General features: G+C 56.5%; 32 protein-coding genes, 1 tRNA gene and 1 pseudogene. 15 read left to right on the forward strand and 19 right to left on the reverse strand.

What is annotated here, in order from left to right:
• The first annotated feature begins 71 nt into the window (after positions 1-71).
• Genes NBV64_RS07500 through NBV64_RS07510 form a run of 3 tightly spaced genes read left to right on the forward strand, consistent with a single transcriptional unit; the run spans position 72 to position 2,931 of the window.
• Positions 72-1,370 (forward strand): MFS transporter, encoded by a 1,299-nt coding sequence (locus NBV64_RS07500; protein WP_009459482.1) that lies wholly within the window; start codon positions 72-74, stop codon positions 1,368-1,370.
• Between the two features lie 15 nt (positions 1,371-1,385).
• On the forward strand, positions 1,386-2,501 hold the full coding sequence (locus NBV64_RS07505) for an aminotransferase class V-fold PLP-dependent enzyme (protein WP_226349538.1): 1,116 nt from the start codon (positions 1,386-1,388) through the stop codon (positions 2,499-2,501).
• A gap of 13 nt (positions 2,502-2,514) precedes the next feature.
• Positions 2,515-2,931 carry a hypothetical protein gene (locus NBV64_RS07510; RefSeq protein ID WP_009459478.1) on the forward strand — a complete coding sequence of 139 codons (417 nt, stop codon included), beginning with the start codon at positions 2,515-2,517 and terminating at the stop codon, positions 2,929-2,931.
• Positions 2,932-2,940: 9 nt separating this feature from the next.
• Here NBV64_RS07510 and NBV64_RS07515 read toward each other — a convergent pair whose 3' ends face one another.
• From NBV64_RS07515 to mgtE, 4 genes are all read right to left on the reverse strand, one after another.
• Positions 2,941-3,513 carry a helix-turn-helix domain-containing protein gene (locus tag NBV64_RS07515; protein ID WP_009459475.1) on the reverse strand — a complete coding sequence of 191 codons (573 nt, stop codon included), beginning with the start codon at positions 3,511-3,513 and terminating at the stop codon, positions 2,941-2,943.
• A 58-nt stretch (positions 3,514-3,571) separates the two neighbouring features.
• Positions 3,572-4,588 (reverse strand): response regulator, encoded by a 1,017-nt coding sequence (locus NBV64_RS07520; protein ID WP_009459474.1) that lies wholly within the window; start codon positions 4,586-4,588, stop codon positions 3,572-3,574.
• Complete coding sequence (locus tag NBV64_RS07525; RefSeq protein WP_022983193.1) at positions 4,581-7,547, reverse strand: MHYT domain-containing protein; 2,967 nt, start codon at positions 7,545-7,547, stop codon at positions 4,581-4,583. The genes NBV64_RS07520 and NBV64_RS07525 overlap by 8 nt, the downstream gene beginning before the upstream one ends.
• Before the next feature lie 160 nt (positions 7,548-7,707).
• Positions 7,708-9,048 (reverse strand): magnesium transporter, encoded by a 1,341-nt coding sequence (gene mgtE / locus NBV64_RS07530; RefSeq protein WP_021446772.1) that lies wholly within the window; start codon positions 9,046-9,048, stop codon positions 7,708-7,710.
• A 483-nt stretch (positions 9,049-9,531) separates the two neighbouring features.
• Here mgtE and cnbZ point away from each other — a divergent pair, with 483 nt between their 5' ends.
• Positions 9,532-10,293, forward strand: a complete 762-nt coding sequence (cnbZ, locus tag NBV64_RS07535) for a 2-amino-5-chloromuconate deaminase CnbZ (RefSeq protein ID WP_009459468.1) — start codon at positions 9,532-9,534, stop codon at positions 10,291-10,293.
• A 64-nt stretch (positions 10,294-10,357) separates the two neighbouring features.
• Here the strand turns inward: cnbZ and nhaA are convergent, their stop codons facing one another.
• The 7 genes from nhaA to loiP form a co-directional block, all read right to left on the reverse strand.
• The gene (gene nhaA, locus NBV64_RS07540; protein WP_250757002.1) at positions 10,358-11,722 is read right to left on the reverse strand and encodes a Na+/H+ antiporter NhaA; all 1,365 of its coding nucleotides are present in this window, start codon (positions 11,720-11,722) and stop codon (positions 10,358-10,360) included.
• A 118-nt stretch (positions 11,723-11,840) separates the two neighbouring features.
• Positions 11,841-12,299 (reverse strand): D-aminoacyl-tRNA deacylase, encoded by a 459-nt coding sequence (gene dtd / locus NBV64_RS07545; protein WP_250757003.1) that lies wholly within the window; start codon positions 12,297-12,299, stop codon positions 11,841-11,843.
• Positions 12,300-12,314: 15 nt separating this feature from the next.
• The gene (locus NBV64_RS07550) at positions 12,315-12,659 is read right to left on the reverse strand and encodes a DMT family transporter (RefSeq protein WP_009459464.1); all 345 of its coding nucleotides are present in this window, start codon (positions 12,657-12,659) and stop codon (positions 12,315-12,317) included.
• Between the two features lie 6 nt (positions 12,660-12,665).
• Positions 12,666-13,184, reverse strand: a complete 519-nt coding sequence (locus NBV64_RS07555) for a DedA family protein (protein WP_026484694.1) — start codon at positions 13,182-13,184, stop codon at positions 12,666-12,668.
• A gap of 37 nt (positions 13,185-13,221) precedes the next feature.
• Positions 13,222-13,692, reverse strand: coding sequence for a GNAT family N-acetyltransferase (locus NBV64_RS07560; protein ID WP_250757004.1), 471 nt, complete (start codon positions 13,690-13,692; stop codon positions 13,222-13,224).
• The gene (locus NBV64_RS07565) at positions 13,689-14,090 is read right to left on the reverse strand and encodes a YchJ family protein (protein ID WP_009459461.1); all 402 of its coding nucleotides are present in this window, start codon (positions 14,088-14,090) and stop codon (positions 13,689-13,691) included. Before NBV64_RS07565 ends, NBV64_RS07560 begins: the two co-directional genes overlap by 4 nt.
• 336 nt (positions 14,091-14,426) lie before the next feature.
• Positions 14,427-15,185, reverse strand: coding sequence for a metalloprotease LoiP (gene loiP / locus NBV64_RS07570; protein WP_009459460.1), 759 nt, complete (start codon positions 15,183-15,185; stop codon positions 14,427-14,429).
• 137 nt (positions 15,186-15,322) lie between these two features.
• Between loiP and NBV64_RS07575 the strand changes: the two genes are divergently transcribed.
• On the forward strand, positions 15,323-15,559 hold the full coding sequence (locus NBV64_RS07575; RefSeq protein WP_250757005.1) for a hypothetical protein: 237 nt from the start codon (positions 15,323-15,325) through the stop codon (positions 15,557-15,559).
• Positions 15,560-15,581: 22 nt separating this feature from the next.
• On the opposite strand, the pseudogene NBV64_RS07580 reads toward NBV64_RS07575, so the two are convergent.
• The 6 genes and pseudogenes from NBV64_RS07580 to NBV64_RS07595 all read right to left on the reverse strand — a co-directional run.
• Positions 15,582-15,935 (reverse strand): annotated as a pseudogene (locus tag NBV64_RS07580) (MFS transporter); the annotation flags it as partial.
• Between the two features lie 12 nt (positions 15,936-15,947).
• Positions 15,948-16,073: a major facilitator superfamily transporter gene (locus NBV64_RS19075; protein WP_009459451.1), complete on the reverse strand. Its 126-nt coding sequence runs from the start codon at positions 16,071-16,073 to the stop codon at positions 15,948-15,950.
• 152 nt (positions 16,074-16,225) lie between these two features.
• A tRNA-Ile gene (locus NBV64_RS07585) sits at positions 16,226-16,304 on the reverse strand.
• A gap of 346 nt (positions 16,305-16,650) precedes the next feature.
• Complete coding sequence (locus NBV64_RS19175) at positions 16,651-16,971, reverse strand: hypothetical protein (RefSeq protein ID WP_082453584.1); 321 nt, start codon at positions 16,969-16,971, stop codon at positions 16,651-16,653.
• A 119-nt stretch (positions 16,972-17,090) separates the two neighbouring features.
• Positions 17,091-17,354, reverse strand: a complete 264-nt coding sequence (locus NBV64_RS07590; protein WP_009459444.1) for a Txe/YoeB family addiction module toxin — start codon at positions 17,352-17,354, stop codon at positions 17,091-17,093.
• A complete protein-coding gene (locus NBV64_RS07595) occupies positions 17,347-17,601 on the reverse strand; it encodes a type II toxin-antitoxin system Phd/YefM family antitoxin (protein WP_009459443.1) in 255 nt (84 codons plus the stop codon). Before NBV64_RS07595 ends, NBV64_RS07590 begins: the two co-directional genes overlap by 8 nt.
• 189 nt (positions 17,602-17,790) lie before the next feature.
• Between NBV64_RS07595 and NBV64_RS07600 the strand changes: the two genes are divergently transcribed.
• Positions 17,791-18,057 (forward strand): hypothetical protein, encoded by a 267-nt coding sequence (locus NBV64_RS07600; RefSeq protein ID WP_035275328.1) that lies wholly within the window; start codon positions 17,791-17,793, stop codon positions 18,055-18,057.
• Positions 18,058-18,093: 36 nt separating this feature from the next.
• Here NBV64_RS07600 and NBV64_RS07605 read toward each other — a convergent pair whose 3' ends face one another.
• Positions 18,094-18,783, reverse strand: a complete 690-nt coding sequence (locus NBV64_RS07605; RefSeq protein WP_088453217.1) for a LexA family protein — start codon at positions 18,781-18,783, stop codon at positions 18,094-18,096.
• Positions 18,737-19,258, reverse strand: coding sequence for a hypothetical protein (locus NBV64_RS07610; RefSeq protein ID WP_250757007.1), 522 nt, complete (start codon positions 19,256-19,258; stop codon positions 18,737-18,739). The genes NBV64_RS07605 and NBV64_RS07610 overlap by 47 nt, the downstream gene beginning before the upstream one ends.
• A gap of 61 nt (positions 19,259-19,319) precedes the next feature.
• Here NBV64_RS07610 and NBV64_RS07615 point away from each other — a divergent pair, with 61 nt between their 5' ends.
• The 9 genes from NBV64_RS07615 (at position 19,320) to NBV64_RS07655 (ending at position 24,088) form a co-directional block, all read left to right on the forward strand.
• Positions 19,320-20,105, forward strand: a complete 786-nt coding sequence (locus NBV64_RS07615) for a phage replication initiator YdaU family protein (RefSeq protein WP_250757008.1) — start codon at positions 19,320-19,322, stop codon at positions 20,103-20,105.
• Complete coding sequence (locus NBV64_RS07620; protein WP_009459907.1) at positions 20,089-20,796, forward strand: replication protein P; 708 nt, start codon at positions 20,089-20,091, stop codon at positions 20,794-20,796. The genes NBV64_RS07615 and NBV64_RS07620 overlap by 17 nt, the downstream gene beginning before the upstream one ends.
• Positions 20,797-20,803: 7 nt before the next feature.
• A complete protein-coding gene (locus tag NBV64_RS07625) occupies positions 20,804-21,127 on the forward strand; it encodes a KH domain-containing protein (protein ID WP_250757009.1) in 324 nt (107 codons plus the stop codon).
• A 13-nt stretch (positions 21,128-21,140) separates the two neighbouring features.
• Positions 21,141-21,521 carry a hypothetical protein gene (locus NBV64_RS07630; RefSeq protein WP_021446766.1) on the forward strand — a complete coding sequence of 127 codons (381 nt, stop codon included), beginning with the start codon at positions 21,141-21,143 and terminating at the stop codon, positions 21,519-21,521.
• Positions 21,518-21,766: a hypothetical protein gene (locus tag NBV64_RS07635; protein WP_009459904.1), complete on the forward strand. Its 249-nt coding sequence runs from the start codon at positions 21,518-21,520 to the stop codon at positions 21,764-21,766. Before NBV64_RS07630 ends, NBV64_RS07635 begins: the two co-directional genes overlap by 4 nt.
• Before the next feature lie 174 nt (positions 21,767-21,940).
• On the forward strand, positions 21,941-22,360 hold the full coding sequence (locus NBV64_RS07640; RefSeq protein ID WP_009459902.1) for a phage tail terminator-like protein: 420 nt from the start codon (positions 21,941-21,943) through the stop codon (positions 22,358-22,360).
• Positions 22,361-22,428: 68 nt separating this feature from the next.
• The gene (locus NBV64_RS07645) at positions 22,429-23,352 is read left to right on the forward strand and encodes a phage tail tube protein (protein ID WP_021446765.1); all 924 of its coding nucleotides are present in this window, start codon (positions 22,429-22,431) and stop codon (positions 23,350-23,352) included.
• A gap of 11 nt (positions 23,353-23,363) precedes the next feature.
• Positions 23,364-23,837, forward strand: a complete 474-nt coding sequence (locus tag NBV64_RS07650) for a phage-derived protein YdaY family protein (RefSeq protein WP_250757010.1) — start codon at positions 23,364-23,366, stop codon at positions 23,835-23,837.
• A gap of 68 nt (positions 23,838-23,905) precedes the next feature.
• The gene (locus tag NBV64_RS07655) at positions 23,906-24,088 is read left to right on the forward strand and encodes a hypothetical protein (RefSeq protein WP_250757011.1); all 183 of its coding nucleotides are present in this window, start codon (positions 23,906-23,908) and stop codon (positions 24,086-24,088) included.
• The last annotated feature ends 189 nt before the right edge of the window (positions 24,089-24,277 follow it).

Here is a 24,277-nt window from a genome sequence, read left to right on the forward strand (position 1 = left end):
ATTCATCCGTATAATTTGTTTAGCCACACTAAACAGAATAGACGCATTATGCGTATCAGGATGGATGAGACATGAGCAAGAAACAGTCCCCACAGGACGAGGCCCCCGTATCGCCGTGGCGTGCCGCCAGCGCAGCGGGTTTGGGCACCATGATCGAGTATTACGACTTTCAGCTGTACGGCGTCCTGGCTGTGACGCTAAGCGTGCTGTTTTTTCACGCCGGCAATGAGAACGCGGCCTTGCTGTCCACATTGGCCGTGTTTGGCGGCGCCTTTCTGGCACGCCCCTTGGGCGGTATTTTCTTTGGCTGGTTTGGCGACAAGCATGGCCGTACCGCTGCCTTGATGTTCACGATTGTGGGCATTGGAGTGGCCAGCGCCTTGATGGGCATGTTGCCTACCTACGCCACGCTGGGCCTGGCTGCACCGGCCTTGCTATTGCTGTGTCGTTTGCTGCAGGGCTTTTTTGCCGGTGGTGAAATTACGGGCGCAGCTACCTATGTGGCGGAATGCTCGCCTCCCGGCAAGCGCGGTTTCTTTGGCGCGTTCAACCCGGCCGCCGCCACTTTGGGCTTGTCCCTGGCCACCGGCGTCGCGGGGTTGGTGACGGCGCTGGTGGGTAAGGAAGCCATGCTGGATTGGGGCTGGCGTATTCCCTTTCTGCTGTCCATTCCGCTGATCATTCTGTGTGTCTGGGCTCGTTCACGTATCGAGGATTCGCCGCGCTTTAAGGAAATGCTCAAAAGCCATCACCCCGAGCATTCGCCTTTGTCCTTGATTGTGCGTGATTACCGCCGTCCCCTCTTGCAAGTCATTGCCATTGGTTTTGCACAGAATGCAGCAGGCTACGTGGGCGTGGTCTATCTGAGTACCCATTTGATTCACACCCTGAAATACGACGGCACCGCGGTGTTCTGGCTGATTTCCCTGGTCACCTTGTGCTCGGCCTTCATCATGCCTTTTGCCGGTGGCCTGTCTGATCGCTTTGGCCGCAAACCCTTGCTGACGATTGGCTTGCTGGGCTATCTGGTGCTGGTGCCGCTGACGATGTGGGTCGCCTCCTGGGGCAGTTTCCCGCTGGCGGTGATCGCGGTGGCCGTGTCCATTTTGCCCTTCATCGTAGTGCAGGCCGTGGGCTACCCCTTGTATGCCGAATTGTTCCCTACGCGAGTGCGCTATAGCGGCGTGTCGCTGGGCTTTAACATCGCCACCATTCTGGGTGGAGCGACGGCGCCATTCGTGGCGTCCTGGCTGACGGGCCTGACCGGTTCGAGCATGGCACCTGCCTTTTACGTGATGGTAGTGGCGCTGATCGGGATTGTGGCTTTGAGCACGGTGCAGGAAACCTCTGGCCGTCAGTTGGCCGATTGATTTTCAAGGAAGTAAATGATGTCCGGATATTTTCTTTATCACTCCATTGGCATGTTCGAGGGCAAGGAAGCGGCCATGCGTGCCGAGCTGGATCAGTTCAGCCAGGTCTGGTCGGCGCAGGACGATGCCCAGTGGGGGTACGCTCTGGGCCAGAAACAGGCTTTCATGGATGCCTGGGCCCGTTTGATTGGTGCTGATTCCAAGGATATTGCGCTAAGTGAAAATGTCACTGGCGGCCTCTACAGCATTCTGGGTTCTTTGCCTTCGCATGTGCTTAAAGGACGTACCTTGCTGGTTGCGGCCGATTGCTTTCCCAGCCTGCATTTTCTGTTGCAAAAACTGGCCTTGCGCCTGGGTTTCACCTTGCGCACCGTACCTTTGAGTGCGGGCCTGTCTTATGTGACGGACGATGATTTCATCAACGCCTGGGATGACAGTGTGGGTTTGGCCCTGGTGACCTGGGTCAGCTCTACGTCCTCGCACCGGGTGGATGTGGATCGCATGGCGCAATGTGCGACGGAGCACGGCAGCCTGATGGCGCTGGATTTGACACAAGCCGCCGGGCTGGTGCCGTTCACCGTGCATGAAGGCGTGGCCTTTACCTTGTCGGCCTCCTTGAAGTGGGCATGCGGCGTGTCCGGTGCCAGCCTCTTGCATGTGCGTGCAGATTTGATCGAGCAGTGCGAGCCGGAGTTTCGCGGCTGGTTCAGCCAGGAAAATCCCTTTAACTGGAATCTGGACCAGTTCAGCTATGCTGACGGCGCGCGTCGTTTCGACCACGGCACACCGGCTATTTTGGGAAGTATTGCGTCCCTGCCTGGCATGCGTTTCGTGCTGGAAACTGGCGTAGAAAAACTGCTGGAGCAAAACCGGGCATTGACGGCGGTCTTGCTGGATCGTGCGGCCAAAGCCAATTGGCCCGTGCTGACCCCATTGGCCGAGAACGAGCGCGGCGGCAGCATCATGTTGCGCGCCAGCAGTGCCCAACGCGCTCAGGCTATGGTGGATCAGCTGCGTGAGCAGGAGCTCTATTGCGATCAGCGTGACGGCGTATTGCGTCTGTCGCCCGGTAATGTCTGCACCGAGCAGGATGTACTGCGCTTGTGCGACACCTTGCAAGCCGGTTGGTAAAGGAGGAGGGGATATGGATAGCCAAACCTGGGCTCATCAGGCCAGCCGTCGTATCGAACGATCCGCCAAGGTCGTGATGGACTATATGGCGGATCTGGATGCGCTGGGACGCTGGTCTCTGGGCTGCTTTGACACCGAAACGGTGGAGCCTGGCCTGGTGGTGGGGACGTCCTTGTTTGATGGTGGCCAAACCCATGTCAGCGTGGAGATTCTGGCCGAGCAAGGGCTGATTCGCTATTGGGTAGGTAGCGCCACACAACGTACGCCGCGCATCAGCGCCATGGTGCAGCCGCTGGATCAGAATTCCTGCATCTTGATCATGCTGGCGACACGCGGTGCAGACATGGATGAAAACCGCTGGCTACGTTTGCAGCGTTGCCATGAAACCGAGCTGGACCTGATCCAGGCCCAGCTGCACAGCGCCGCCTAGTGCTCGTGCTTAATAGCTTGGTGGGGTGATCGCCACAATAAAGCGCACATCCGTGTCGTAAGGATTGCGGTAGGCATGGGGCAGGCTGGAGTTGAAATAACAGCTATCGCCCGTTTGCAGACAGTGCTGATCATCCCCTACATCGACCAGCAGCTGGCCTTCCGTCACCAGCACACATTCCTCGGCAGGGTGGCTCCAGCGCTGCCCGACCGAGCTTCCTCCCGGCGGCAAGAAGCCCGCCAGCATTTCAATACTGCCAAAGCCCGGCGACACCCGCTGGTACTGCACGCCCGAAGCGGATTGAATGCTCATGCGCTCGTTCTGGCGCACCACCGCCACTTGCTCCACATTGTCATCCAGCAGGGAAAACAAGGGCGTATCCAGCGCACGTGCAATTTGGCGCAGGGTATCCAGACTGGGTTGGGTCAAACCGCGTTCCACCTGGCTGATCAGGCCGGGGGAGACTTGGGCAAGCTCGGCCAGCTTGCGCAGAGACAGTTTTTTATGAAGTCGGACTTGGCGAATACGCAAAGCGGCCATGTAGATGCGGGGGTAGGTAGTAAAGCCGTCATTGTAGGGCAAGCCCGCAGGGCTGAGGAGCGCGGGACCTGGCCCACCTGCTGCTTACGGGCCAATCGGTTCAAGTCTTTGCCATCGGCTGGGGATCGTCGGCCCATTTTTCTTTGATATGCAGCATTTCAGGCAGGCATTTATCCAGCAGAGCGATCAGTTGCGGGTCAAAGTGCTGGCCGGATTGTTCGCGCAGATAGCTGATGCAGCTCTCCACACTCCAGGCTTTCTTATAGGGTCGCTCACTGGCCAAGGCATCAAACACATCGGCCACCGCCACGATGCGGGCGGGCAGGGGGATATTCTCGCCTGTTAAACCATAGGGATAGCCGCTGCCGTCCCATTTTTCATGGTGATACAGCGCGATCGTGCGTGCCAGTTTCAACAAGCCATGCGAGTGCTGGCCAATAATGCGGGCGCCAATCAAGGTGTGCGTACGCATGATTTCCCATTCTTCGGGCGTTAGCTTGCCGGGTTTTTGCAGGATGGAATCCGGGATGCCGATTTTGCCAATATCGTGCATGGGTGCGGCGTGCAGCAGCTCGTCGGCCGCTTCGCTGGAGTAACCCAGCCAATGGGCCAGAATGCGCGTGTAGTGGCTCATGCGGATGACGTGGCGGCCAACTTCGTTGTCCTTGTATTCGGCCGCTGTCCCCAGGCAACGGATAATCTGCAGGCGGCTGTCGCGCAGTTCCTGCATTTGTACCAAGGACAGATGGTTGCGTATACGTGCCTTCAGAATCGCCGGGTTAAAGGGTTTGGAGATGTAGTCCACCGCCCCCATGTCCAGCCCCATTTGCTCATCCTGCGGCTGCGAGAGCGCAGTTACAAAAACAACGGGGATGTGGCGGGTTTTAAGGTCGGCCTTCAAGGCTCGACAGACTTCGTAACCCGACATTTGCGGCATCATGATGTCCAGCAAGATCAGGTCCGGTAGGTCCCGTTGTGCCAGCTCCAGCGCCTTGATGCCATCTTTGGCAAAGAGCAGCCGGAAATCCTGTTGCAGCGTATGGCGCAGAATCTGCAGATTGGCGGGCTCGTCATCGATGAGCAAGAGGGTGGGGCGCGGCGAGGTAAATTCATTCATGGCGTGGCGGATCCTTGGCCAAGCTCGCATTCAGGTCTTTGATCAGCTTGGACAGGATCAGGCTGGCTTGAGCAAAGTCGAACACGTCGATGGTTTTATTAAGATCATTCAGGGTATCGGTTTGCCCTGTGCTTTCCAGATACTGACAGACCACTTGCAAGGCAGGCTCGTCCAGCTCGTTGAGCAAGACGCTGCTATGCAGAATGTGGAGATTGTTCAAGGCAACGTCGGGGGGATGCACCACGACCTGTTGAGCGTCTGAATAAGTAGTCGGTGGGCCGTTGTGACCAAGTTCGTGAGCGATGCGGTTGAACATTTCCTGCAACTGTTCAATACGGCGACGCATCTGGCGAGTTTGACCACGACGAATTTTTTCTTCCAGCTCGGCGCTGAGGGCAGACACTTGGGGCAGACCCAGATTGCCGGCGGTGCCGCGAATGCCATGCAGGCTGCCCAGCACAATCTCCCAGTTCGGGGATGCCTGCTTGATTTCATCGAGCGGGTAGCGGGTATGCAGGTCAGACAGAAAGCTCAGCAGAGCGCGGCGCAGACGGACCTGGGAACCCCACAGGCTCAGGCCCAACTCCCAATCGATCAGGCTGCTCTCTTGTGGTTCGACGCTGTGCTCCAAGGGGCCGGTGGGGGGCAGACCCATCACCATGGCAATCTCCTGCAGCAAAGAAGGCAGATCCAGCGGTTTGGTGGCAAAGCCATTCATGCCGGCCTCCTGGGCCGCATGACGGTCGGACTCCATGACACTGGCAGTCAGCGCAATTAGTGGCAAAGGCAGCCGCGCTTCGCGGCGTTCCTGTTCGCGCCACCGGCGGGCGGTTTCCAGACCGTCCATCTCGGGCATGTGCACATCCAGCAAGGCCACATCAAAATCTTCTTTGGACAGCAGCTCCAGCACTTTGTGACCGTTGTCGGCCACTGTCACGGAATGTCCGTGCTGCTCCAGGGCCAAGGTCAGCAGTTCCTGATTCAGGCTGATGTCATCGGCCACCAGAATGCGCAGCGGCGGCAGGCGGGGCACGGGCTGATCGTCCGGGCTCAGGCTGGGTTCCTTGCCCGGTTCCAGGGGAATACGGACTTCAAAGACGCTGCCCACACCCAGGGTACTTTCAACCTTCAGCGTGCCGCCCATCAGATCCACCAGCTGGCGGGCAATGGATACGCCCAGGCCGGTACCGCCAAAACGGCGGCTGATGGATACATCGGCCTGTGTAAAAGGGGTGAACACATGGCGCAACTGCTCAGGAGTCATGCCAATGCCGGTGTCCGTGACGCGGATGGAGACGGTATTGCGCCCTGGTTCGGGATTGACATCCACATGCACCGCTCCGCTTTGGGTGAACTTGATGGCATTGCCGATCAGGTTGTTCAGCACCTGCTGAATCCGCATCGGGTCGCCCTTGTAAAACTGATGCAGCTCGGGCGCATGGTTCAGACGGAACTCCAGGTTCTTGGCATCCGCTGCCAAACGCAAGGAGGCCACGACCTGATTACACAATTCAATCAGCGAAAAATCCACTTGCTCCAGCTCGACCGAGCCGCGTTCCAGCTTGGTGGTATCCAGAATGTCGTTCAGCAAGGCCAGCAAGGAGTGGGCGGACTGGTTGATGATGGCAAGGTGCTTGTTTTGCTGCGCATTGATCTGATCATTCAGCATCAAGTCGCTAAAGCCAATAATCGCGTTGAGCGGGGTACGGATTTCATGGCTCATATTGGCCAGAAAAGCCGTCTTGGCCTGGGCTGCCTGCTCGGCTTTTTCCGCACTTTGACGCAGGGATTCGGTCAGTGCCTTGTAGCGGCTCATGTCAGTGACAAAACCGACAAACAGCGGGTCACCCGGCTGGCGTACCTTGCCTACGGCCAGGCGCATCGGCAGCAAGCTGCCATCCTTGCGCAAACCGGTGACATCCCGGCCTACGCCAATAATTTTTGGGTCGTTGGTGCGTAAATAATTGGACAGATAGCTGTCGTGGCGCGAGCGGTCCGGCTCGGGCATCAGCATGTTCACATTGCGCCCCAGCACCTCGCCAGCCTTCCAGCCAAACAGGCGTTCGGCTGAATGGTTGAAGTCCAGAATGGTGCCGTGGCTGTTGATGGTAATAATGCCGTCAATCGCGGTATCCACAATGGCCCGGTTGTGCGATTCGCTTTCTTCCATCTTCAAGAACAACTGGCGGTAGCGCAGCAGGCCGTTGGCTGCGGTCACCAGTACCGTCACCGTAATGGTGAAGGTGGACAGCACCATGGAGGCAAAGGTGCTGTTGAAGATGATCATGTCATCGGGCGGTGTGGTCTGGCCTATAAAGCGGGCGGCCGCCATGCCGGTATAGTGCATGCCGGAAATGGCCAGGCCCAGCACAATGCCGCTGATGACCACGCGTTGCAGCAAGGTCAGGCGGGTGCGATGCAGGCGAAAGCGTATCCACAAGGCCAGCGTGGCCAGTACCACGGCCAGCACAATCGACAGGAAGAAGGTGATGGGCTCATAGCGCAGGACCGGCGCCATACGCATGGCAGCCATGCCACTGTAATGCATGGTGCCTATACCCAGACCCACCAAAATACCGCCCACAATCAGGTGCGAGCGTTGTACACGGGCTTGCGAGAGAATTTGCAGGGCGACCCAGGATGCCCCTACGCTGGGCAGAACCGACAACATGGTGATGGCCGGGTCGTAATGGACGCTGGTGCAAAGTTCAAACGCCAACATGCCAATAAAGTGCATGGTCCAGATGCCACCGCCCAGGGCGATGGCACCCGTACAAATGGCAATCTGGCGGTGTATGCGCAAATCAGCCATGCGGGCAATATGGGCCGTTTGCAAGGCCATGCCCGAGGAGAAGATGGCAACCAGTAGCGACAGGATGACCAGACCACTGTTATAGCTGCCAACCAAGAAGGGAGCCATCTGGTCTGCACTGATGAAGAACTGGTCGAGTATCCGCATAGGTGCTGATGTCCGAAGCGGCCCATGGGGCCAAGTTAGACGAAATGTGTCAGGCTCCCCCTGCCTGTCAGAGGGAATGTAACGGTGAAATTCGGATAGGTTACCGAGTTTGTCTCTTACTGTGCGCTTTTTTGTATGGATTCAACAAAAAAATTCATGGCTAGAGCAAGGTTCCTGTCAGCAACATCGCGGCCACGGAGAAGTAAATCACCAAACCGAGCACGTCCACCAGCGTGGCCACCAGGGGAGCCGAGGCACTGGCCGGGTCAAAACCGACGCGCTGCAAGATGAAGGGCAGCATGGAGCCAATACAGGAACCGAACGTCACAATGCCCACCAGAGCCAGCCAGATGGTGAAGGCAATCAGCAAGGAGTGCTCGCCATAGTCGTACAGGCCCAGGTGTTGCCAGATTTCGATACGAATAAAGCCGATCGCCCCCAACATGGTGCCCAGCACCAGACCCACCGGCAATTCGCGCAGCAGTACTCGCCACCAGTCGCGCACCCGGACTTCACCCAGGGCCAGACCGCGAATCAGCAAGGAAGTGGCCTGCGAGCCGGAGTTACCGCCGGAGCTCATGATCAAGGGAATGAACATGGCCAGGACCACGGCCTTTTCCAGCTGTATTTCGTAGTACTGCATGGCACTGGCGGTCAGCATTTCACCCAGGAACAGAATGGCCAGCCAGCCTCCCCGTTTGCGAATCATGGTGCTAAAGCCCGCTTGCAGATAGGGTTTGCCAATATGTTCGGCACCCCCGAAGCGGTTCATGTCTTCGGCGGCCTCGTCCATCAGGGCGTCGATCACGTCGTCTACCGTCACAATGCCGATGATGGCATTGGCCTCGTCCACCACTGGAATGGCCAGAAAGTCGTGGCGGCGTATCAGTTGGGCCACGGCCTCCTTGTCCGTCAGGGCCTGCACGGCAATGGGGCTGTCGCCACTCCACAACTCGGTCAGGGCCGCCTGCGGGTCGGCGCACACCAGCTTGCGCAAAGGCACCACAAATTGCAGTTGTTGCTTGTCGTTGACCACATAGATGGCATAGACCGTTTCGCGGGTACTTTCCACTTCCCGAATGTGCTGCAAGGTTTGTGCCACATTCCAGCTCATGGGCACTTGCAGAAACTCGGTAGTCATGATGCCGCCGGCTGTGTCTGCCGGATAGTGCATCAGACGCATGATGGAGGTGCGGGTGCGCTGGGTCAGGCGGCCAAGAATCTGCTCCTGGTCTTCATGGTCCAGGTCTTGCAGCAAGTCGGCCATTCGGTCTTCGGCCAGTTGCTCCAGCACTGGCAGGCGTTCGGGACGTGTCAGCTCCATCAAGAGCGCACTGGCCCAACGCAACTCCGGCACTTCCAGCAAGGCTTGCAGACGTTCGTTATCCAGCTCCTGGGCAGCGAGCAGCGCGGGGCCTTGCTCCAGCTGATTCAGGGCCAGAACAATATCGGCAATCGGGGTTTGGGGGCCAAGTAGCTCAGTTGATGGATGCGTGGACATGCAATACTCCAGTGGGCGTGCAGGTACAGGGTCTTGAGTTCAGGAGGTTGGCACTGGGCCAACAGACCGTAAAGCGAACCGGCTCAGTTCGCACGAAACTCGCTAGGATAGCGTTCTTTGCGGATACGTGCTTCCCAAGCCGGGCGCAGGAAACGCCAGGCCGCTGCATTTTGTCTGGGAAATTGCTGATGCTGTGGTCTAAGTATGTCTGTGAATCGATCCATGATTTACCCATAGAACCGCTCAGTGCACTACCAAGCTGAAACTCAGCGTGATGAAGAATATCGCCATCGTAGGGAGGTCTGCGCTGGAAGTCAAAGCGATTGCAATGATGCGCAAAAAAATGATTTGTGCTGTTAAGGTGAGGCTTGTGCCCCTGCACCGAACTTGAGACGGTTAAGAGGGTGCTATAGTGCCCGCTTTGCCGCATAACGGCGACTCGACCCCGGCGGGCCAAGGCCCACTACACGATCAGGAACAACCATGAGCAATGCGATTAATTTTGACAAAGGCAACTACCGCTTCATTCCGACCGGCGTGAACCGCTTTTCGGGCGGGGTGGCCGCTCAGCCCGGTTACGAGATCTGCCGGGTCGTGTTTTCTGCCCCCGTGCCATTGAAAGAAGGTTTTGACTTGATTCAGGCCGTGCTGGAAGCAGAAGAGCGTCCTTTGACAGCCTTGTGCGCCTGCGAGCTGCGCTCGCCCGAGCCAGTTAGCGACAGCGACTTCAACAAGTTCAATGAGCTGTATCTGGAAACGCTGAAAGAGTGGGGCCTGGTCAAAGGCAAGCATAATCCGGTCGCCCGCAGCAACGTGTCGCCGCTGGTAGGCGCACCTGCCGAGCCCAGTTTTTACGCTTTCAGCTACACGGTGGAAACCGATATTGAAGAAGCCACCTTTGTGATCGCAGGCAGCTGCGAAGTCCCCGAAACGCCCGACGACTATATAGAGAGCATTGTGGCCTACCAGGACGTGTCGCCTGAAGGGCTGTTGCAGAAGGCGCAATGGGTTCTGGGTGAAATGGAGCGTCGTCTGGAAGTGTTGGGCCATGAATGGGCTGACACGACGGCCACCCATGCGTACACGGTGCACAATCTGCATCCTTTCATGGCTACTGAACTGGCTCAACGCGGTGCGATTAACCATGGCTTGGGCTGGCACCTGGCCCGTCCTCCCGTCAAGGATCTGGAGTTTGAAATGGATTGCCGCCGTATCCTGAACGAACGCGTGCTGACCATTGATTAATTGATCAGCCCTAAAAAAAACAGGCCCACGCTAGCGTGGGCCTGTTTGTTTGACGTCTGGCTGTTTATGCCTGGCTATAAGCTGCCTGGCTGGCAGACTGCTGATAGCGACGACGCACAATCAGGCCCCACGCCAAGCCCAGAACGGCGGACGCCAAAGAGCCGCACAGAACGCCCAGCTTGGCAGCATCCAGCAAAACGGGCTCGGCAAAGGCCAGGTTGGCCACAAAGATGGACATGGTAAAGCCAATACCGGCCAGCAAACCAATCAGGGTGACGCCGGCCCAATCCATGCCGGCAGGCAGGGTACATAGCCCCAAGCGTACGGGCAACCAGGTGCCCAGCAGGACGCCCAAGGGCTTGCCCACAATCAGGGCAATCGCCACACCAAACAGGGCGCTTTGTGCACCGGCGGCATTCAGGTCCAGACCATTCAGGCTGACCCCGGCATTGGCCAGCGCAAACACCGGCATGATGATGAACGCTACCCAGGGGTGCAGCAGTGCAGGAATACGCTGGACCGGAGGCAGAATCTCGCGTTGAGCCAGCTGCATTTTCTGCAGCGTGTGCATGACTTCGTGAGTGTCGTGCTGGCTTTCCAGTTTGGTGGCCAGTTCCAGATTCAGGTGACGGGCCTTGCGAGGCAAGGGCAGGGCGCGCACAGGGCTCATCATGCCCAGAACCACACCGGCCAGTGTGGGGTGAGCACCTGTCTTCAACAAGCCAAACCACAGGATCGCACCGGGAACGACATAGGCCCAGGCCGAGCCTATGCCCATTTTTTGCAGACCCAGGACGGCCACAATACCAACGGCTGCAATCAGGAAGGCGCTGTAGTCCAGGCCACCCGAGTAGAAGAATGCAATGATCAGGATGGCGACCAGGTCATCAATAATGGCCAGCGCCAGCAAAAACACCCGCAAGCTGGGGGGCAGGGAGCGGCCCAGCAAGGCCAGCACACCCACTGCGAAGGCAATATCGGTGGCAGTCGGAATGGCCCAACCCATCAGCACCTTCGGGTCGGGATTCATGGCGGCGTAGATCAGCGCCGGCAGAGTAATGGCGGACAGGGCAGCACAGATAGGCAGCATGGCCGAGCGCCAGTCGGACAGGGCGCCGTCATGGATCTCGCGGCGGATCTCCATCCCGACAACCAGGAAGAACAAGGTCATCAGAATATCGTTGACCCAAAAATGCAAATCTTGCGAGAAACGCCAGGAGCCCAGCTCCAAGGTCACTTGGGTGTGCCACAGGGCAGAATAGCTATCGGCAAATGAAGAGTTGGCCCAGATCAGGGCTATGGCGGCAGCCATCAACAAGACCACACCGCCCAGGGCCTCGATATGCAGGAGGCGTTGCAATTGGGCTTGCAACTGGCGGGTCAGAACATGGGCGCGCGGCAAAGGCGCACCGGAAGAAGGGGGGGACATGGTCGGCAAATCTCCACAAGGCGGCCCGACCTTGCGTATGTAATTAACCTGCCTTGCTGCACCATGCCAGCAAAACACCCTGCGCAATTATAGGGATGGAGCCTCTTTAAGGCAATCGTCAGCTAGGGTCTGTGTCGGGCGCAATATGTATGGGAATCGTGACTGGCCCATCGTTGGTCAGGCTCAATTGCATATCGGCACCAAATACGCCGCACTGGGTATCAGGCAGCCGGGCGCGGGCCATGGCTACCAGCTCGTCAAACAAGGGCTGGCTGATTGCAGGGGGCGCAGCGCGGCTGAATCCTGGACGGTTGCCCTTGCGCGTATCGGCCGCCAGGGTGAACTGGCTAACCAGTAATAGCTGACCACCGGCTTGCTGCAAGTTCAGGTTCATCTTGCCTTGCTCGTCCGAGAAAATGCGCAGGGCCAGCAATTTATCCAGCAAGCGTGTGGCTTGCTCGCGGGTGTCACCGTGCTCGGCACAGACCAGAACGGCCATGCCTGCGCCAATTTTTGCGACAGTCTGGTTTTCAATATCGACCTGGGCCTGGCGTACCCGTTGAATCAAGGCAATCATATTTATTCACTAAAATCAGTGGCCGACAGATTTGGAGAACAGATTCACAATCAGCACGCCCACCACTATAAAACCGATGCCAATCATAGCGGCCAAATCCAGCTTCTGCTTGAAGACCACCCAGCCAATCAAGGAAATCAGCACAATGCCCACTCCACTCCAGATGGCATAGGCCACCCCAACCGGCATGACGCGCAGACTGAGTGACAGAAAGTAGAACGCACCCGCGTAGAACATGATCGTGAAGGCGCTGGGCATCAGGCGCGTGAACTGTTCGGAGCGCTGCAGCAAGCTGGTGGCGATGATCTCGAAGAGAATCGCGATGAATAAATGCAGGTAGGCGAGGCTTACAGGGGTCATTGAAAATCAGGGTTGGAAACTGAACCAGCCAGGTAGCAGCAAGACACTGGCCCACAAGGCGGCCGAGGCCCAGGATGAGATATGAAAACTCAGAGGGGACATGGCACAGGTGCCCGCAATCAAGGGGACAGTTGAGCGCAAGGGACCAATAAAGCGGCAGGCCACAATACTAAACCATCCCCAGCGTGCAAAAAAAGCCTGCGCTTTTGCATACAGATGCAAACGCTTGCGGGCCCACTCGAAGTGGAACAGATTGCCACCGTAGCGCTGGCCCAGAAAAAACGAGATGGCATTGCCCAGGCCAGCGCCCAGTGTCACGGACAGCCAGATCGGCAGCAAGCTCATTTCCCCGGCGCCGACCAGGGCACCCACAGATAAAAGGATGGCCGTACCCGGTATGATCAGGGCCAAAAAGGGCAGGGACTCGACCAGGCACAAGGCGAAAACAGCGGGGGCCACCCATTGTGGGTTGGCGCTGATCAGGGCGGTGGCCTGTTCTGCAAAATTGCTCAGGGTGCTCAGCATATCAACCAGAAGGAAGGGACAGCATCATTGCAGTCTTTTAGTTCAGGGCAAGGCTCAGAATCAGGCGGTCCTTGTGCTGCAAACCGTCCTCAAACAGGGCCTCGTCGTAATGGTGCAGGAAATAATCGGGCTCTACCGCTACCACTCGAAAGCCGGCGCGCTGATAGAAAAACAGGGGGTAGCCAATGGTGCCGGTGGCCACATATAAGGTTTGCCCACCTTGTTCGCGTACATAGCTAATCAGGGCAGACAGCAGCTTGGCACCCAATCCATGACCCTGGTGCGAGGGCTGAACGGCGATGTTCATCAGCTCCCAATCCTGGGCGTTCCTGCGCTGCAAAATAGCAGCCGCCACGATGTGTTCCTGATCTTTGATACACCAGGCGTACGGTGTGTCTTTGTAGCTTTCAATCAGACTCGTGCTGGGATCGGCTTCCAGCAGCAAAGCCATGGGCAGGCTGGAGCCATGGACCTGTTCAGCTTGTACAAAGTCGTTGCTTTGGCTCATGAGAAATCCCCGTCCACGTAAAACCATTGGCCTTGTTCAAGGACAAAACGGCTGACTTCATGCAGACGGTTCGCCCGGCCATTCAGACGGTTGCGAGCGACAAATTCCACAATCGCTTCCGTGTCGGAAACACGTTCATGACGTCGCACATCCAGGCCCAACCATTGCAAACCTTCCGGATTGGGTTCCAGCGAATGAGGGCGGGTGGAGCTATGCCAGGTGGCCAGCAGATAGTCCAGATCGTCGCGCACAAAAGCGCTGTACCGCGAGCGCATCAGGGTAGCCGCATCGGGGGCTTGCAAGTACTGCGGGCCTTGGTGCCAAGGGCCGCAACAAACTTCGTAGGTTTTGGGATTGCCGCAGGGACAGGAATTTTTTGAAGAGGAAGACTTTTTCAAGAGCGTAACTGCCAAGACCAAAGAATGGCACAAGCATACCTGAAAGCAGGTACTGGTTTATGGCGCCACCGCGACGAAAAGTAAGGATTTACAGACCAGGTTTTGCTGTAGCTGGATCGCTTGTCAGGCGGGGGCGTTCGAGGGAGTACGGGTGTTGGTAATGTCTGATTGGTTCATCGTATGGATAAAAAGTTCCAGGCCGAGCATCCAGCGTTTGGTAGCGGCGGTCCGATGCTGTGCTGCATCCTGACTTGTGATCCCTGGAATCCCCATAAAAAAAACCCGCCCGCAAAAGCGGACGGGTTAGCGGCATGCGATTCGCTGCGTCGAAGGGGCTTATTTAGCCGCGTCGATGCGCTGTTGCATACGCTGGGCGCGTTCTTTGGAGCCGGGGTGCGAGCTCATCACGCTGCTTTCGCCGCCGTCCAGAGCTGCCAGTTTTTCAAAGGCAGAAACCAGACCCTGGGTCTTGAGCTTGCGCTCGGTCAGCAGGTCAAAGGAGTAGTCGTCAGCGTCGGATTCTTGCGATTGCGAGAACTGAGCGTTCAGGAAGGCTTCGGACAGCTCGCCCAATTGGCTGGAGTTCAACTGAGCAACCACACCGTTACCGGTGGCGGCAGCAGCGTCACGAGCAGCGGACAGACCGTAGGCGGTTTGCATGGCTTTCTTGCTGTGGCCCAGTTCAACGTGGCCCATTTCGTGACCGATCACGCCGCGCAGTTCGTCGTCGTTCATCTTGTCCATCAGACCGGCATACACACGGATACAACCGTTAGCCATGGCCCAGGCGTTCACTTCCTGAGTCTGGTAAACCTTGAAGTTCGGTGTTTGACCGTTCAACTGTTTCGCCAATGGCTTGACGACACGTTGCAGGCGCTTGTTGTACTTGCTGTTGGGGCTGGCCACTTTGTTTTCAGCATCCATCTGCTTGCAGGACTGATCCGACAGAGCAATCACTTCCTGATCGGACAAATTGAACGCTTGGACAGCCTTGCTGCCAGCACCGACCATGCCACCCACATCCATTGTCTGGCAGCCTGCAGTCAGGCCAGCGACGGCCAGCATAGCGGCCAATGCACCCATACGAAAAGTCATGAACTTCCCCTTCTACTTATATAAAGAGAAGCGATTTTAATGACTAGGCGGCGAAGGGTTCCTGTATAAAACAAACTTTAACAATTGTTGTGGGCGTATTTACAGTTTATGGAAGGCCTTGATGGGCACGATAAGCGATGTTCGCTGCATTTGTGCTCAACCATCGCCTCAGTTCCGGCTCCTACACCCATATGCATGGCCGAGAAGTTCAGGCTGATGCCAGCCTGTGCGGATTCACTGTCGGTATGGATCAAAAAGCTTTGTACGACCGGGGAAATCATCCCGTTGATGCAAACCAGATCAGCACCATGAAGCTGCCTAGCCAAGGCAGGTGGTTCAGTAAAAAGGGCAAGGAAACCAGGCTGCCAAGATAAAGTGCGGCTACAAGGTTCAAGGCTAGCGGGGCTGGCAGGCGATCCGCCAGCCGCCCCATTGGCCAGTTAACATTCCCGCCTGAACCCCCAACACCAGCGACCCGCTGATCCCCATGAAAATCAGACCAATGGCACGTCCTTGCAGGGAAGGTGGGACCAATTCTGTTGCCAGTGTTGTTGCCAGCACACAGACTACCGCGCTGGCACAAGCCATCATCACTCTTGCCAAAAATAACAGCGTAAAGGAAGGGCTGAGGGCGGCCAGGACATTGCCGAAGACGAATAGTGCCAAGGCACTCAAGTACAGGGGGCGAGGGCGCAGCCGATGTCCCAATAAAGGGACGCATGGCGCCATCAAGGCAAAACTGAGGGAGAAAACTGCCGTTAACTATCCGGCCAGGGCCACTGAGACGCGCAGGTCCGAAGCCACATCCAGTACTAGCCCAACAATGATGTTTTCTGCTGTGCCCGTGACGAAAGTGGCCAAGGCAAACAAGAATACGCGGGGATCCATGCTCTCTTTCCTCTGAACGTGATGACCACGCCAGAACCTTCCGTCGTGGTTAAACCAGGCGAACGGGTTTCGAGGCAGAGCTTCGGTTATCCCTGAATGAATAAAAGCCGCAGATTGTGCGACTTTGAAATACAGGTGCAGCTTGAAATGGGTGGTGCCCCCCCCGTGAGTCGAACACGGCACCAACGGATTATGAGTCCGCTGCTCTAACCAAGCATGAGCTAGAGGGGCAACAAGTCCGCAATTATTACATAAAGTCTGTGTTTGTGCCTAGCGTAGCCACGGCTAGAGCAAGAGATTCAAGCATCTGGAAGGCCAACTGTATTTGCTCGCGATTGGTAGCACCTTGTTGTGTATCCTTAGCGCACAATGAGCGCGTCTAAAACCCAGAGAATAATGATGAAAACACTTATTTTAGCTTTGACCATGACAGCTGTTCTTTCCGCCTGTGCCGTCCATACCCCCCGGGGATCGGTGATCGTGGATCCGGATGGTTACGGTGGATATGGGCAGCGTCACTGTCCACCTGGCCAGGCTAAAAAGGGCAATTGCTAAGCAAGTACCGCAGGCTGCCCCCTTATTTGCGCTGATAGCGTTTGCTGCCTGTGCTGGTTTCGCAATAGCGCCCTCCACGAGGGCCGGTGCAATAGGTTCCACTGGAGCAGGGGCAGGCGCTGCTGGATCGCAGCGCCTGTGGCCTGGACTGCGAACTTTGTCCTGCAGTGCCGGTGTATGCAGGACACGACCGCTTGCTGCCGCTGGCTGAACCATCACGGCATACAAAGACTTCCCCCTCGCAGTGGGAAATGCCGCCTTTTTTGCCTGAGCAGGGTGTATTTCTTGCTTGAGTGTGCAGAGGTAGCAATGCCATGATCAGGCATAGGAACAGCCATTTCATTCTTGTCTCACATGCCAGGGACGAATTAGTCACTTCGGATTGTAGGGGGCTGTGTTCGATTCACTGGGGGGGCACCAGAATTCAGACTGGTTTTGGATGCTTTAGTGGAGTCCGGTTGATTAATAATGATAACGACAAGAAATGATGGTGATGCTTGCCTTGTCTACGGCATAGACCAGGCGATTCGTGTCATCAATGCGTCTTGACCAAAAGCCGGACAGATTTTCTTTAAGCGCTTCAGGTTTGCCTATGCCATCGAATGGCGCACGTCGTACTTCCTCTATCAGTCTGTTGATACGCTTCAATGTCTTGCGGTCCTGGCCTTGCCAATACACATAGTCAATCCAGGCAGCGTCAGTCCAGCATAACAAACGGTCAGTCATCGCTCAGCTCGCGTGGCATGGCTTTGCCAGCACGATATTGTTCGATAGAGCGGCTCAGGTGTTCCGCATTAGCGGGGGAGCGCAGCAGATGGACGGTTTCCATCAAGCTGTTGTAGTAATCGAGTGACATGACTACAGCGTCTTCCGCATCACGACGCGTGATGATGGTGGTGCTGGCGTCATCGACTACGCTATCCAGTACAGCTTTCAAGCTGTTGCGCGCTTCTGAAAACGAGATGATTTTCATGGCAACCTCACTTGTCCAATTCACTGTACAAGTCTAATGGAAATAGAATGACTTGTACAGATTACTGTACGGGTTAAAGCCTTTGATGGAGGAAGGAGCCAGGCGCATGCAGTGAGCTTATTCTCGCCCAACCCACCCTCTTGCACTCTGCTATAAAGGACGTTTCGCCTCTTCTTTTCAGGTATTGCCATGCGAATCTTGATGCTTGCCCCCGCTTTATTGTTAGCCGCTTGCCAAACTACGGCGCCCACCGAGAAAGTCGGCAGTGAAGCCTGGCTGGAAAAGGTGGATCGCCAATTGGCTGTCTCCGATGGGCAAGGGCATGGCCCTGACTATGGCTCGCAGGAGTGGTGCAACGTGGTGCATATCCGTCTGTATGGTCAGCGCTCAGCACAGCCCGTCCCTTGTGATCAGGCCTGGATGGAGAAGGTCGATCAGGAAATGAAAAAGCGTTAAGCCGTATCATGCATGGCAGCCTGCGCTGCCAGCTTTTTACGAACGCCGATAGTATTTCCGGTGCTCCACCATGGTGCCAATGATTTCAATAGCATGCTGGTCGCTGCGAATGGAAGGATAGTCTTCGTTCAGCGGCACCAGCTCAAAGATTTCTTGCCCACCTTCATCTATGCACAAGAGCCGGTACTTCTTGAAGGTGGCTTCTTCTTCGCTGTTTTTGGCGACCACATAATCACCGGGGCGGGGCGTGAGCTCGCAATCAACAATAATCCGGTCGCCTTCCTTGAAGTCCGGCAACATGGAATCGCCCTTGATCTGCAAGGCAAAGGAACGCTCGGACAGACACAGGTCTGTCAGCAGATATTCCACTTCTTCAAACGTGAAGTTCTGACCGGGATCCCGAAACACACCTGCCTGCACATAGTTCAGCAGGGGGATACGCCGCTCGCCCATCATGGCGTCTTGCACGTTGGAGTCAAAACCGTGCTTGGCCCCAAAACCATAGCCTTGCTGATCCAGGCTATGCGCTTCCAGACCCACTTCTTTTTCTATGGCTCGCGCCACTCGTTCGCCAATGCTGCGCCCACCGTTGTAGGTGGATGACAGGTACTGGGCCAGTTGCGCCCGTGTGCGCCCAATAGAGCGCGCAAAGTCAGCCGCGTTGCCGTGAGCGCGGTCTTCAATCAGGCGTTGCAGGTTTCTGCGGCGAATCGAGTAAATATCCATACTCGACATTAAAACAAGAAAAAACTAAACATGGGTTTAGATATTTCTTTTCTTTACGTTTAGAACTATCTATACTCAATGCATGAACGCTAAACACATCATCGAAGAAATGGGCGGTCGCCGAGCCGTATTGCGTATCACGGGCTTGAGCAAAGGCCGCATATCTCAATGGGAGAAGGCGGGTGTCATACCGCGCGTCTGGCAACTGGTCTTCCATCACATGAACCCGGTGGTGCCGGCCCCAGCACCCAAAGAAAGCTCTAGAAATATCTAAGCATTTACGACGGGTTTGGCTTGCAAGCCATGCCTGACAGTTCGACTGTGTCATGGGGTGACGCAGTTCTTGTGCCCTTGGGGCATTGCCTATCAATCGGATGTTCGTGGCCTGTTTGGGCCAGGGATCCTGCTGCGCGTCATATTTTTGCAAATACATCAGAGGCGTGCGGTTTTTCAGGCGGGGGTGCCATGAAAACACGTATTCACAACCATCGACACGAGTTTGCTTGTCGATGGCTCACACAGTCAGGAGCGTGCCTATGAGCAATATGCCGTGGTTTCGCGCCTATACCGAGATGGTGGACGACGAGAAGTTGCGTCTGCTGGCTTTCGAGGACAGATGGCATTACGTGGCCTTGCTCTGCCTTAAAGGGCAGGGCGTGCTAGACAGCGAAGACACGCTGATGCTGCGCAAGGTGGCCGTCAAGCTGGGCCTGGACCTGCGCACCTTGGACGATGTGGTGCGCCGCTTAAGCGAAGTGGGCCTGATCGACCAGGAAACTTTGCAGCCTCTGGCGTGGGACAAACGCCAGATGAAATCCGACAGCAGCGCGGAGCGGGTGGCGCGTTTTCGGGCCAGAAAAAAACAGGAACAAGACGGTAACGAAGGCAGTAACGCGTCCGTAACGTTACCGAAACGGCCGGGTAACGCGCTAGATAAAGAGACAGATAAAGAAGGAGATACAGATACAGAAAAAACAAACGTGCGTAGCAAGGCTCCGGCGCTGGAGTTTTCTGCCTGGCCTGCCGAACCCAGCGCAGACGTAGTGGCGGATTATCTGCGCCATCGTCGCGAGATCAAAGCGCCCTTGACGCAAACCGCCCTGAACCGCCTTGGCACCGAAGCCCACCGTGCTTTGGAAATGGGCTACAGCGTGGACGACTTTCTGGCCGAGTGCATGTTGCGTGGCTGGCGCGGGGGCAAGGCCAGCTGGCTGGAAGGACGCAACGAGCCCCGTGCAGGTCAGGCGTCGGGCTTTGATCCCCTGGCTTATGTGAACCGTCATCGGCAACGCGAGGAGATAGACGATGTCATCGATATCTGATTTTTCCAACCCCTGGCTGCTGCGTCATACCAAGCTGGAAGGCATCAGCCTGATGGACCATTTGTACAACCGGCTCAATGGCATTTATCCGAACAAGTTCCGCTCCAACTTTCGGGACAAGCAAGCCATTGAAGATTGGAAACAGGCCTGGGCCGAAGCTTTTGACGAGGAAGGCGTCTCGCCCAATGACGTGGCACTAGGCATCAAGAATTGCCGTCGCATGTTTGATTGGCCCCCCAGCTTGCCGGAGTTCTTGCGTGCGTGCCGCCCTCAACTGGAACCAGAAACCGCCTTTTTCCAGGCCGTGCGTGGCATGCAGGCACGAGTGCGAGGAGAAATGGGCGAGTGGTCACACCCGGCTATCTATCACGCAGCAATCAGCATTGGGCAGTTTGACATGCTGAATCAGGCCTACACGCAGCTGGAACAACGCTGGCACAAAGTGCTGGGAGATCAACTGGCCAAAGGACAGTGGGCAGAAATCCCGCCGCCTCGATTGGCCCTGACCTCCCCGCAAGACTGGGAGCAAGGGCGCCGGGAAGGGCAACGACGCGTGCGCGACCTGGCTCAGGTGATTTCGGGCGACACCAACAAGGACCCGCGAGTCTGGGCGAATCGGATCTTGGCCCGCCCGGAAGCGTGTTCCTTGGCCGTGCTGAAGATGGCCAAAGCAGCCTTGGGCAAGGAGTGAACCAGCCATGGATCTGACAACACGACTTCATCAAGAGGTGCATCAGGCGATCACCGGAGCAACTGCCCATCGCTACAGAGCACTGCTGGCTTTGCAGCGGAACGGCCAGATCAGGCATTTGGTACAGCAGCCATCCTGGAGTCTGGTGCCACGGCTTTTCAGCCACCTGATACCCGCTGGCAGGATTTGCTATATCGCGGATTTTGCCTACACGGACAACAGCAGCGGCGATCGCATTGTGCAGCTAAGCGGCGATCCAGAAAGCCTGTTCCAAAGCATCAAACGAATTTTGCTGACTCGGATGCACGGCATCACCGTTCATCGGGCTTGAAGGAGGAACCCACATGACAATCAAAGCAGAAAAAAAGCAGGGTCTGAGCGGCGACGATCTGCTCTGGAACTGGGCCCGTTGGTGCTGGTCCGGGCAGACCGTGGGCAATATGGAACGCTACGTTCCCTGGCAAGAGGACTTTCGGCCCATACATCAAGACCACGCTTTGGCGGTTGACGCCCTCTACCAGCGCCTGCCGCATTACCAAGCCATGGTCATCCAGGCCGAGTACCCGCGCAAGAACGCTCAGTATGGTCATTTGACCGCCAGCGAACGCCAGGCCACAGCCCGTTTGTGGATCAAAAAGGTGACTGGCGCGGTCCTTCGGGATGAAGACTACCGCCGCCATTTGATGGATTTCAGAATCACAGTCGAGAAGGAGATTTTGCGGTGAAGTATGCAGCCGAAGTCATAGACCTGTTAGCGGCCTATCCGGGACGAGAGTTCCGCATGATCCAGATTGTGCGGCACGTCAGCAAAGGCATGGAGCTGTCCACGGCCCAACGCAACGCCATGCGCGAAGGGGTCAAGCGTGTGCTGGTGCAATTGCAGGATTCAGGTCAGGTGGACAAGATCAAAGAGGGTGAAACCTCTGCTTTTTACGCCTGGCGTTGCAGTCTGCAACATGGGCCGCTATGAATCTGCAAGGCTAATTGCAATAATGGGCGTGCAAAGTTGCGTCCAATACAAACGAAACAACCCCGAGCAAGAAATTGCTGCGGGGTTTTTTATTGTCTGGTCACAACAACCTACGCACAGTCATCGATTGGCCATCAAGCAGATGGCCAGGACCGTTCAGGAGAACTACACAAGATGAACTTTGAACAGATCAGTAAAGCCATTATTGATCACATGGTGGCATTGACCGGGATTGCTCAGGAGCGCATCGAGTATCCCAATGCGCACGCGGCCTTTACTCCGCCGGATACAGGCGTCTGGTGCCGTCTGCTGATCAAGAATACCGACTCGGAAATCTCGGGCATGGGTGCGAAACCCTACACCCGCAAATCGGGCGAGATTCTGATCGAGTGCTTTGATCGTTTGGGTCAGGGCCGTCAGGAGCTGGATCGCCTGAGCGATGCCCTGGATGAACACTTTTCCTTCTGGTCTGAAGGAGCGTTGGAATGCCTGGGCCTGAGCCAGGTCGACGTGGCAGCGGATGACCCGCAAAAACGGCCTCAACGCGAAGAGTTCTACCAGATCAACCTGACCGTCCCGTTTCGGGCCGGTTAATTTTTTACCTGTTTTTTTGTGCCGACCTCGCGTCGGTTTTTTTTGCCTGCATACAGGAGAGATGCATTATGAGTTCTGGCGCTAAAGTTACTAGCTACCTGGTTAAAGAAACCGTTCCCGGTGTGACCCCTGGTTCGGGCTGGCAGACGCTGCGCGTCACCGGCAACACACTGACTCCGACTCTGAACAAGGAGGAGTCCGAAGAAATCACCGATTCGCGTATTGGTCAGGGTTCAATCGTGACCAGCATTGATATTGGTGGCGACATCACGGGTGAACTGTCCTACGGCACCTTTGACGAGCTGCTGGCCGCTGCCTTCTACGGCGAGTGGAAAGAGAACAAGCTGAGCGTGGGCGAGACCCGCAGTACCTTCAGCCTGGCTAAGGCCTATCGCGATGTGGATGTCTACGCGCTGTTCAAAGGTGCACATGTCAGCACCTTTGCCCTGGAAGTGCCTGAAGAAGGCAAAGCCACCGTGACCTTCACCATGTCTTGCCTGGATTACGAAGACAAGGAAACTCCCTTTGCCACCGATCCGGCCGAGCCCAGCCAAACCCCGTTCATGTCCTCGATCAGCGTGGGTGATGTGAAAGCCAATGGTGTGTCCCTGGCTGGCCAGGCTTGCGTATCGGGCCTGACCCTGAACATCGACAACCAGTTGCAGACCCAACGCTGCTTTGGTGCCGAGCGCTTGGGCCCCGGCGCCCTGATTGAGACCGCAGCAGCCATCACCGGCACGGTGACCCTGGCTTGGTCTCAGAAGGCCTGGGAGCTGTGGAAGAACCAGTTCAAACGCACCCCGATCGCCATTTCCTTCCCGATCACCGACTCTCTGGGCAACAAGTACGAGATCGATCTGCCTGCCATTGAGGTCGATGGTGATTTGCCTAACGGTGCCAAGGGCGACATTCTGAAAGTGGAGCTGAACTTCACCGTGGCCAAGCAAACTCCCGTGCTGACTCGTAGCCCCGTTGCTGCGCCTGCACCTTAAGGAGTGATGACATGGCTTTGAAGATTAATCGACTGGAATCGGTGCTGAGTCAGGAGCGGTGGGAGGATTACACCGATGATGTGTCCTTCAAACTGACCCGACTGGATACCGAGGCTTATCAAATCGCTCTGGAGCGAGTGCGACGTTTGATTGCCCGTGAAGATGCGGGCCAATCCTTGAGTTCCATTCTGGTGTCCGATAGCGACGTCCGTGAGCATGACATCCAATGTCAATTGCTGGGTCGTTACATTATTCGGGATTGGAAGGGCCAGATTCAGGACGAGACTGGTCGTCAGGTTCCGTATTCGCCAGAGAATGCGGCGGCATTGCTGTCTGGCGATAGCGATCTCTTTACCTGGGTTCTGCTGCACGCGGCTCAACTGGCCAAAGAGGCTCAAGAGGAGGTCAAGGAAACGGTGGAAAAGTCCTCGCCCGGTTCCAGTGGGAAAAAGAGTGGGCCGGGCCAAGCCAAAAGCGCAAGCTGATCTATGCGAAGCTGGGGGCGGCCGTACCGCCCGAGGTTCCCTCGGATCCGATTACTGACCACATCATCATGATTTATCACGCAGCCAGCCGTTGTCGACCTGTCGTAACGGGGATGGGTGGCGTCTTTCCCTTGCCATTGAGTACCGCTGATATTTCGGCCGTGGTCGGTGCTTACGGGACGCCCTTATCTCGTGCCGAGCTGGATGCCGCGGTATTGGCGATTGATGGCGTGGAGCGTCAGAAGTCCTAGGTTTGGCTTGCTATCCGGGCAGTCGAGCGGCCTGTGCAAGCCTGCTCGACTGCCCGATGTTCTGTTCAGGCGATGAGGAGAACGAAAACGAGTGATTTTTCACATAGCTAGTGTTGATGGCCCCGCCTGGGTTGGCGGGGCTTTTTTGTAGGCGAGAGATGCAGCGCAGACAAGCCTATTTTCTATAGT

The organism is Alcaligenes sp. DN25 (assembly GCF_023674485.1).
GTDB classification, from domain to species: Bacteria; Pseudomonadota; Gammaproteobacteria; order Burkholderiales; family Burkholderiaceae_B; genus Alcaligenes; species Alcaligenes phenolicus.

Bases quoted from the DNA above. Each gene is read 5' to 3' on its own strand.
- loiP (WP_009459460.1), bottom strand. From the start codon at position 15,185: ATGACTTTTCGTATGGGTGCATTGGCCGCTATGCTGGCCGTCGCTGGC.
- NBV64_RS07560 (WP_250757004.1), bottom strand. From the start codon at position 13,692: ATGAGCCAAAGCAACGACTTTGTACAAGCTGAACAGGTCCATGGCTCC.
- NBV64_RS07655 (WP_250757011.1), top strand. From the start codon at position 23,906: ATGATTTATCACGCAGCCAGCCGTTGTCGACCTGTCGTAACGGGGATG.
- NBV64_RS07500 (WP_009459482.1), top strand. From the start codon at position 72: ATGAGCAAGAAACAGTCCCCACAGGACGAGGCCCCCGTATCGCCGTGG.
- NBV64_RS07600 (WP_035275328.1), top strand. From the start codon at position 17,791: ATGCGAATCTTGATGCTTGCCCCCGCTTTATTGTTAGCCGCTTGCCAA.
- NBV64_RS07595 (WP_009459443.1), bottom strand. From the start codon at position 17,601: ATGAAAATCATCTCGTTTTCAGAAGCGCGCAACAGCTTGAAAGCTGTA.
- NBV64_RS07520 (WP_009459474.1), bottom strand. From the start codon at position 4,588: ATGAATGAATTTACCTCGCCGCGCCCCACCCTCTTGCTCATCGATGAC.
- NBV64_RS07645 (WP_021446765.1), top strand. From the start codon at position 22,429: ATGAGTTCTGGCGCTAAAGTTACTAGCTACCTGGTTAAAGAAACCGTT.
- NBV64_RS07510 (WP_009459478.1), top strand. From the start codon at position 2,515: ATGGATAGCCAAACCTGGGCTCATCAGGCCAGCCGTCGTATCGAACGA.
- NBV64_RS07555 (WP_026484694.1), bottom strand. From the start codon at position 13,184: ATGCTGAGCACCCTGAGCAATTTTGCAGAACAGGCCACCGCCCTGATC.
- NBV64_RS07505 (WP_226349538.1), top strand. From the start codon at position 1,386: ATGATGTCCGGATATTTTCTTTATCACTCCATTGGCATGTTCGAGGGC.
- NBV64_RS19075 (WP_009459451.1), bottom strand. From the start codon at position 16,073: ATGGATCCCCGCGTATTCTTGTTTGCCTTGGCCACTTTCGTCACGGGC.
- NBV64_RS07590 (WP_009459444.1), bottom strand. From the start codon at position 17,354: ATGACTGACCGTTTGTTATGCTGGACTGACGCTGCCTGGATTGACTAT.
- NBV64_RS07550 (WP_009459464.1), bottom strand. From the start codon at position 12,659: ATGACCCCTGTAAGCCTCGCCTACCTGCATTTATTCATCGCGATTCTC.
- cnbZ (WP_009459468.1), top strand. From the start codon at position 9,532: ATGAGCAATGCGATTAATTTTGACAAAGGCAACTACCGCTTCATTCCG.
- NBV64_RS07615 (WP_250757008.1), top strand. From the start codon at position 19,320: ATGAGCAATATGCCGTGGTTTCGCGCCTATACCGAGATGGTGGACGAC.
- NBV64_RS07625 (WP_250757009.1), top strand. From the start codon at position 20,804: ATGGATCTGACAACACGACTTCATCAAGAGGTGCATCAGGCGATCACC.
- NBV64_RS07525 (WP_022983193.1), bottom strand. From the start codon at position 7,547: ATGCGGATACTCGACCAGTTCTTCATCAGTGCAGACCAGATGGCTCCC.
- dtd (WP_250757003.1), bottom strand. From the start codon at position 12,299: ATGATTGCCTTGATTCAACGGGTACGCCAGGCCCAGGTCGATATTGAA.
- NBV64_RS19175 (WP_082453584.1), bottom strand. From the start codon at position 16,971: ATGAAATGGCTGTTCCTATGCCTGATCATGGCATTGCTACCTCTGCAC.
- NBV64_RS07650 (WP_250757010.1), top strand. From the start codon at position 23,364: ATGGCTTTGAAGATTAATCGACTGGAATCGGTGCTGAGTCAGGAGCGG.
- NBV64_RS07620 (WP_009459907.1), top strand. From the start codon at position 20,089: ATGTCATCGATATCTGATTTTTCCAACCCCTGGCTGCTGCGTCATACC.
- nhaA (WP_250757002.1), bottom strand. From the start codon at position 11,722: ATGTCCCCCCCTTCTTCCGGTGCGCCTTTGCCGCGCGCCCATGTTCTG.
- NBV64_RS07605 (WP_088453217.1), bottom strand. From the start codon at position 18,783: ATGGATATTTACTCGATTCGCCGCAGAAACCTGCAACGCCTGATTGAA.
- NBV64_RS07640 (WP_009459902.1), top strand. From the start codon at position 21,941: ATGAACTTTGAACAGATCAGTAAAGCCATTATTGATCACATGGTGGCA.
- NBV64_RS07630 (WP_021446766.1), top strand. From the start codon at position 21,141: ATGACAATCAAAGCAGAAAAAAAGCAGGGTCTGAGCGGCGACGATCTG.
- NBV64_RS07575 (WP_250757005.1), top strand. From the start codon at position 15,323: ATGTTCGCTGCATTTGTGCTCAACCATCGCCTCAGTTCCGGCTCCTAC.
- mgtE (WP_021446772.1), bottom strand. From the start codon at position 9,048: ATGTCCACGCATCCATCAACTGAGCTACTTGGCCCCCAAACCCCGATT.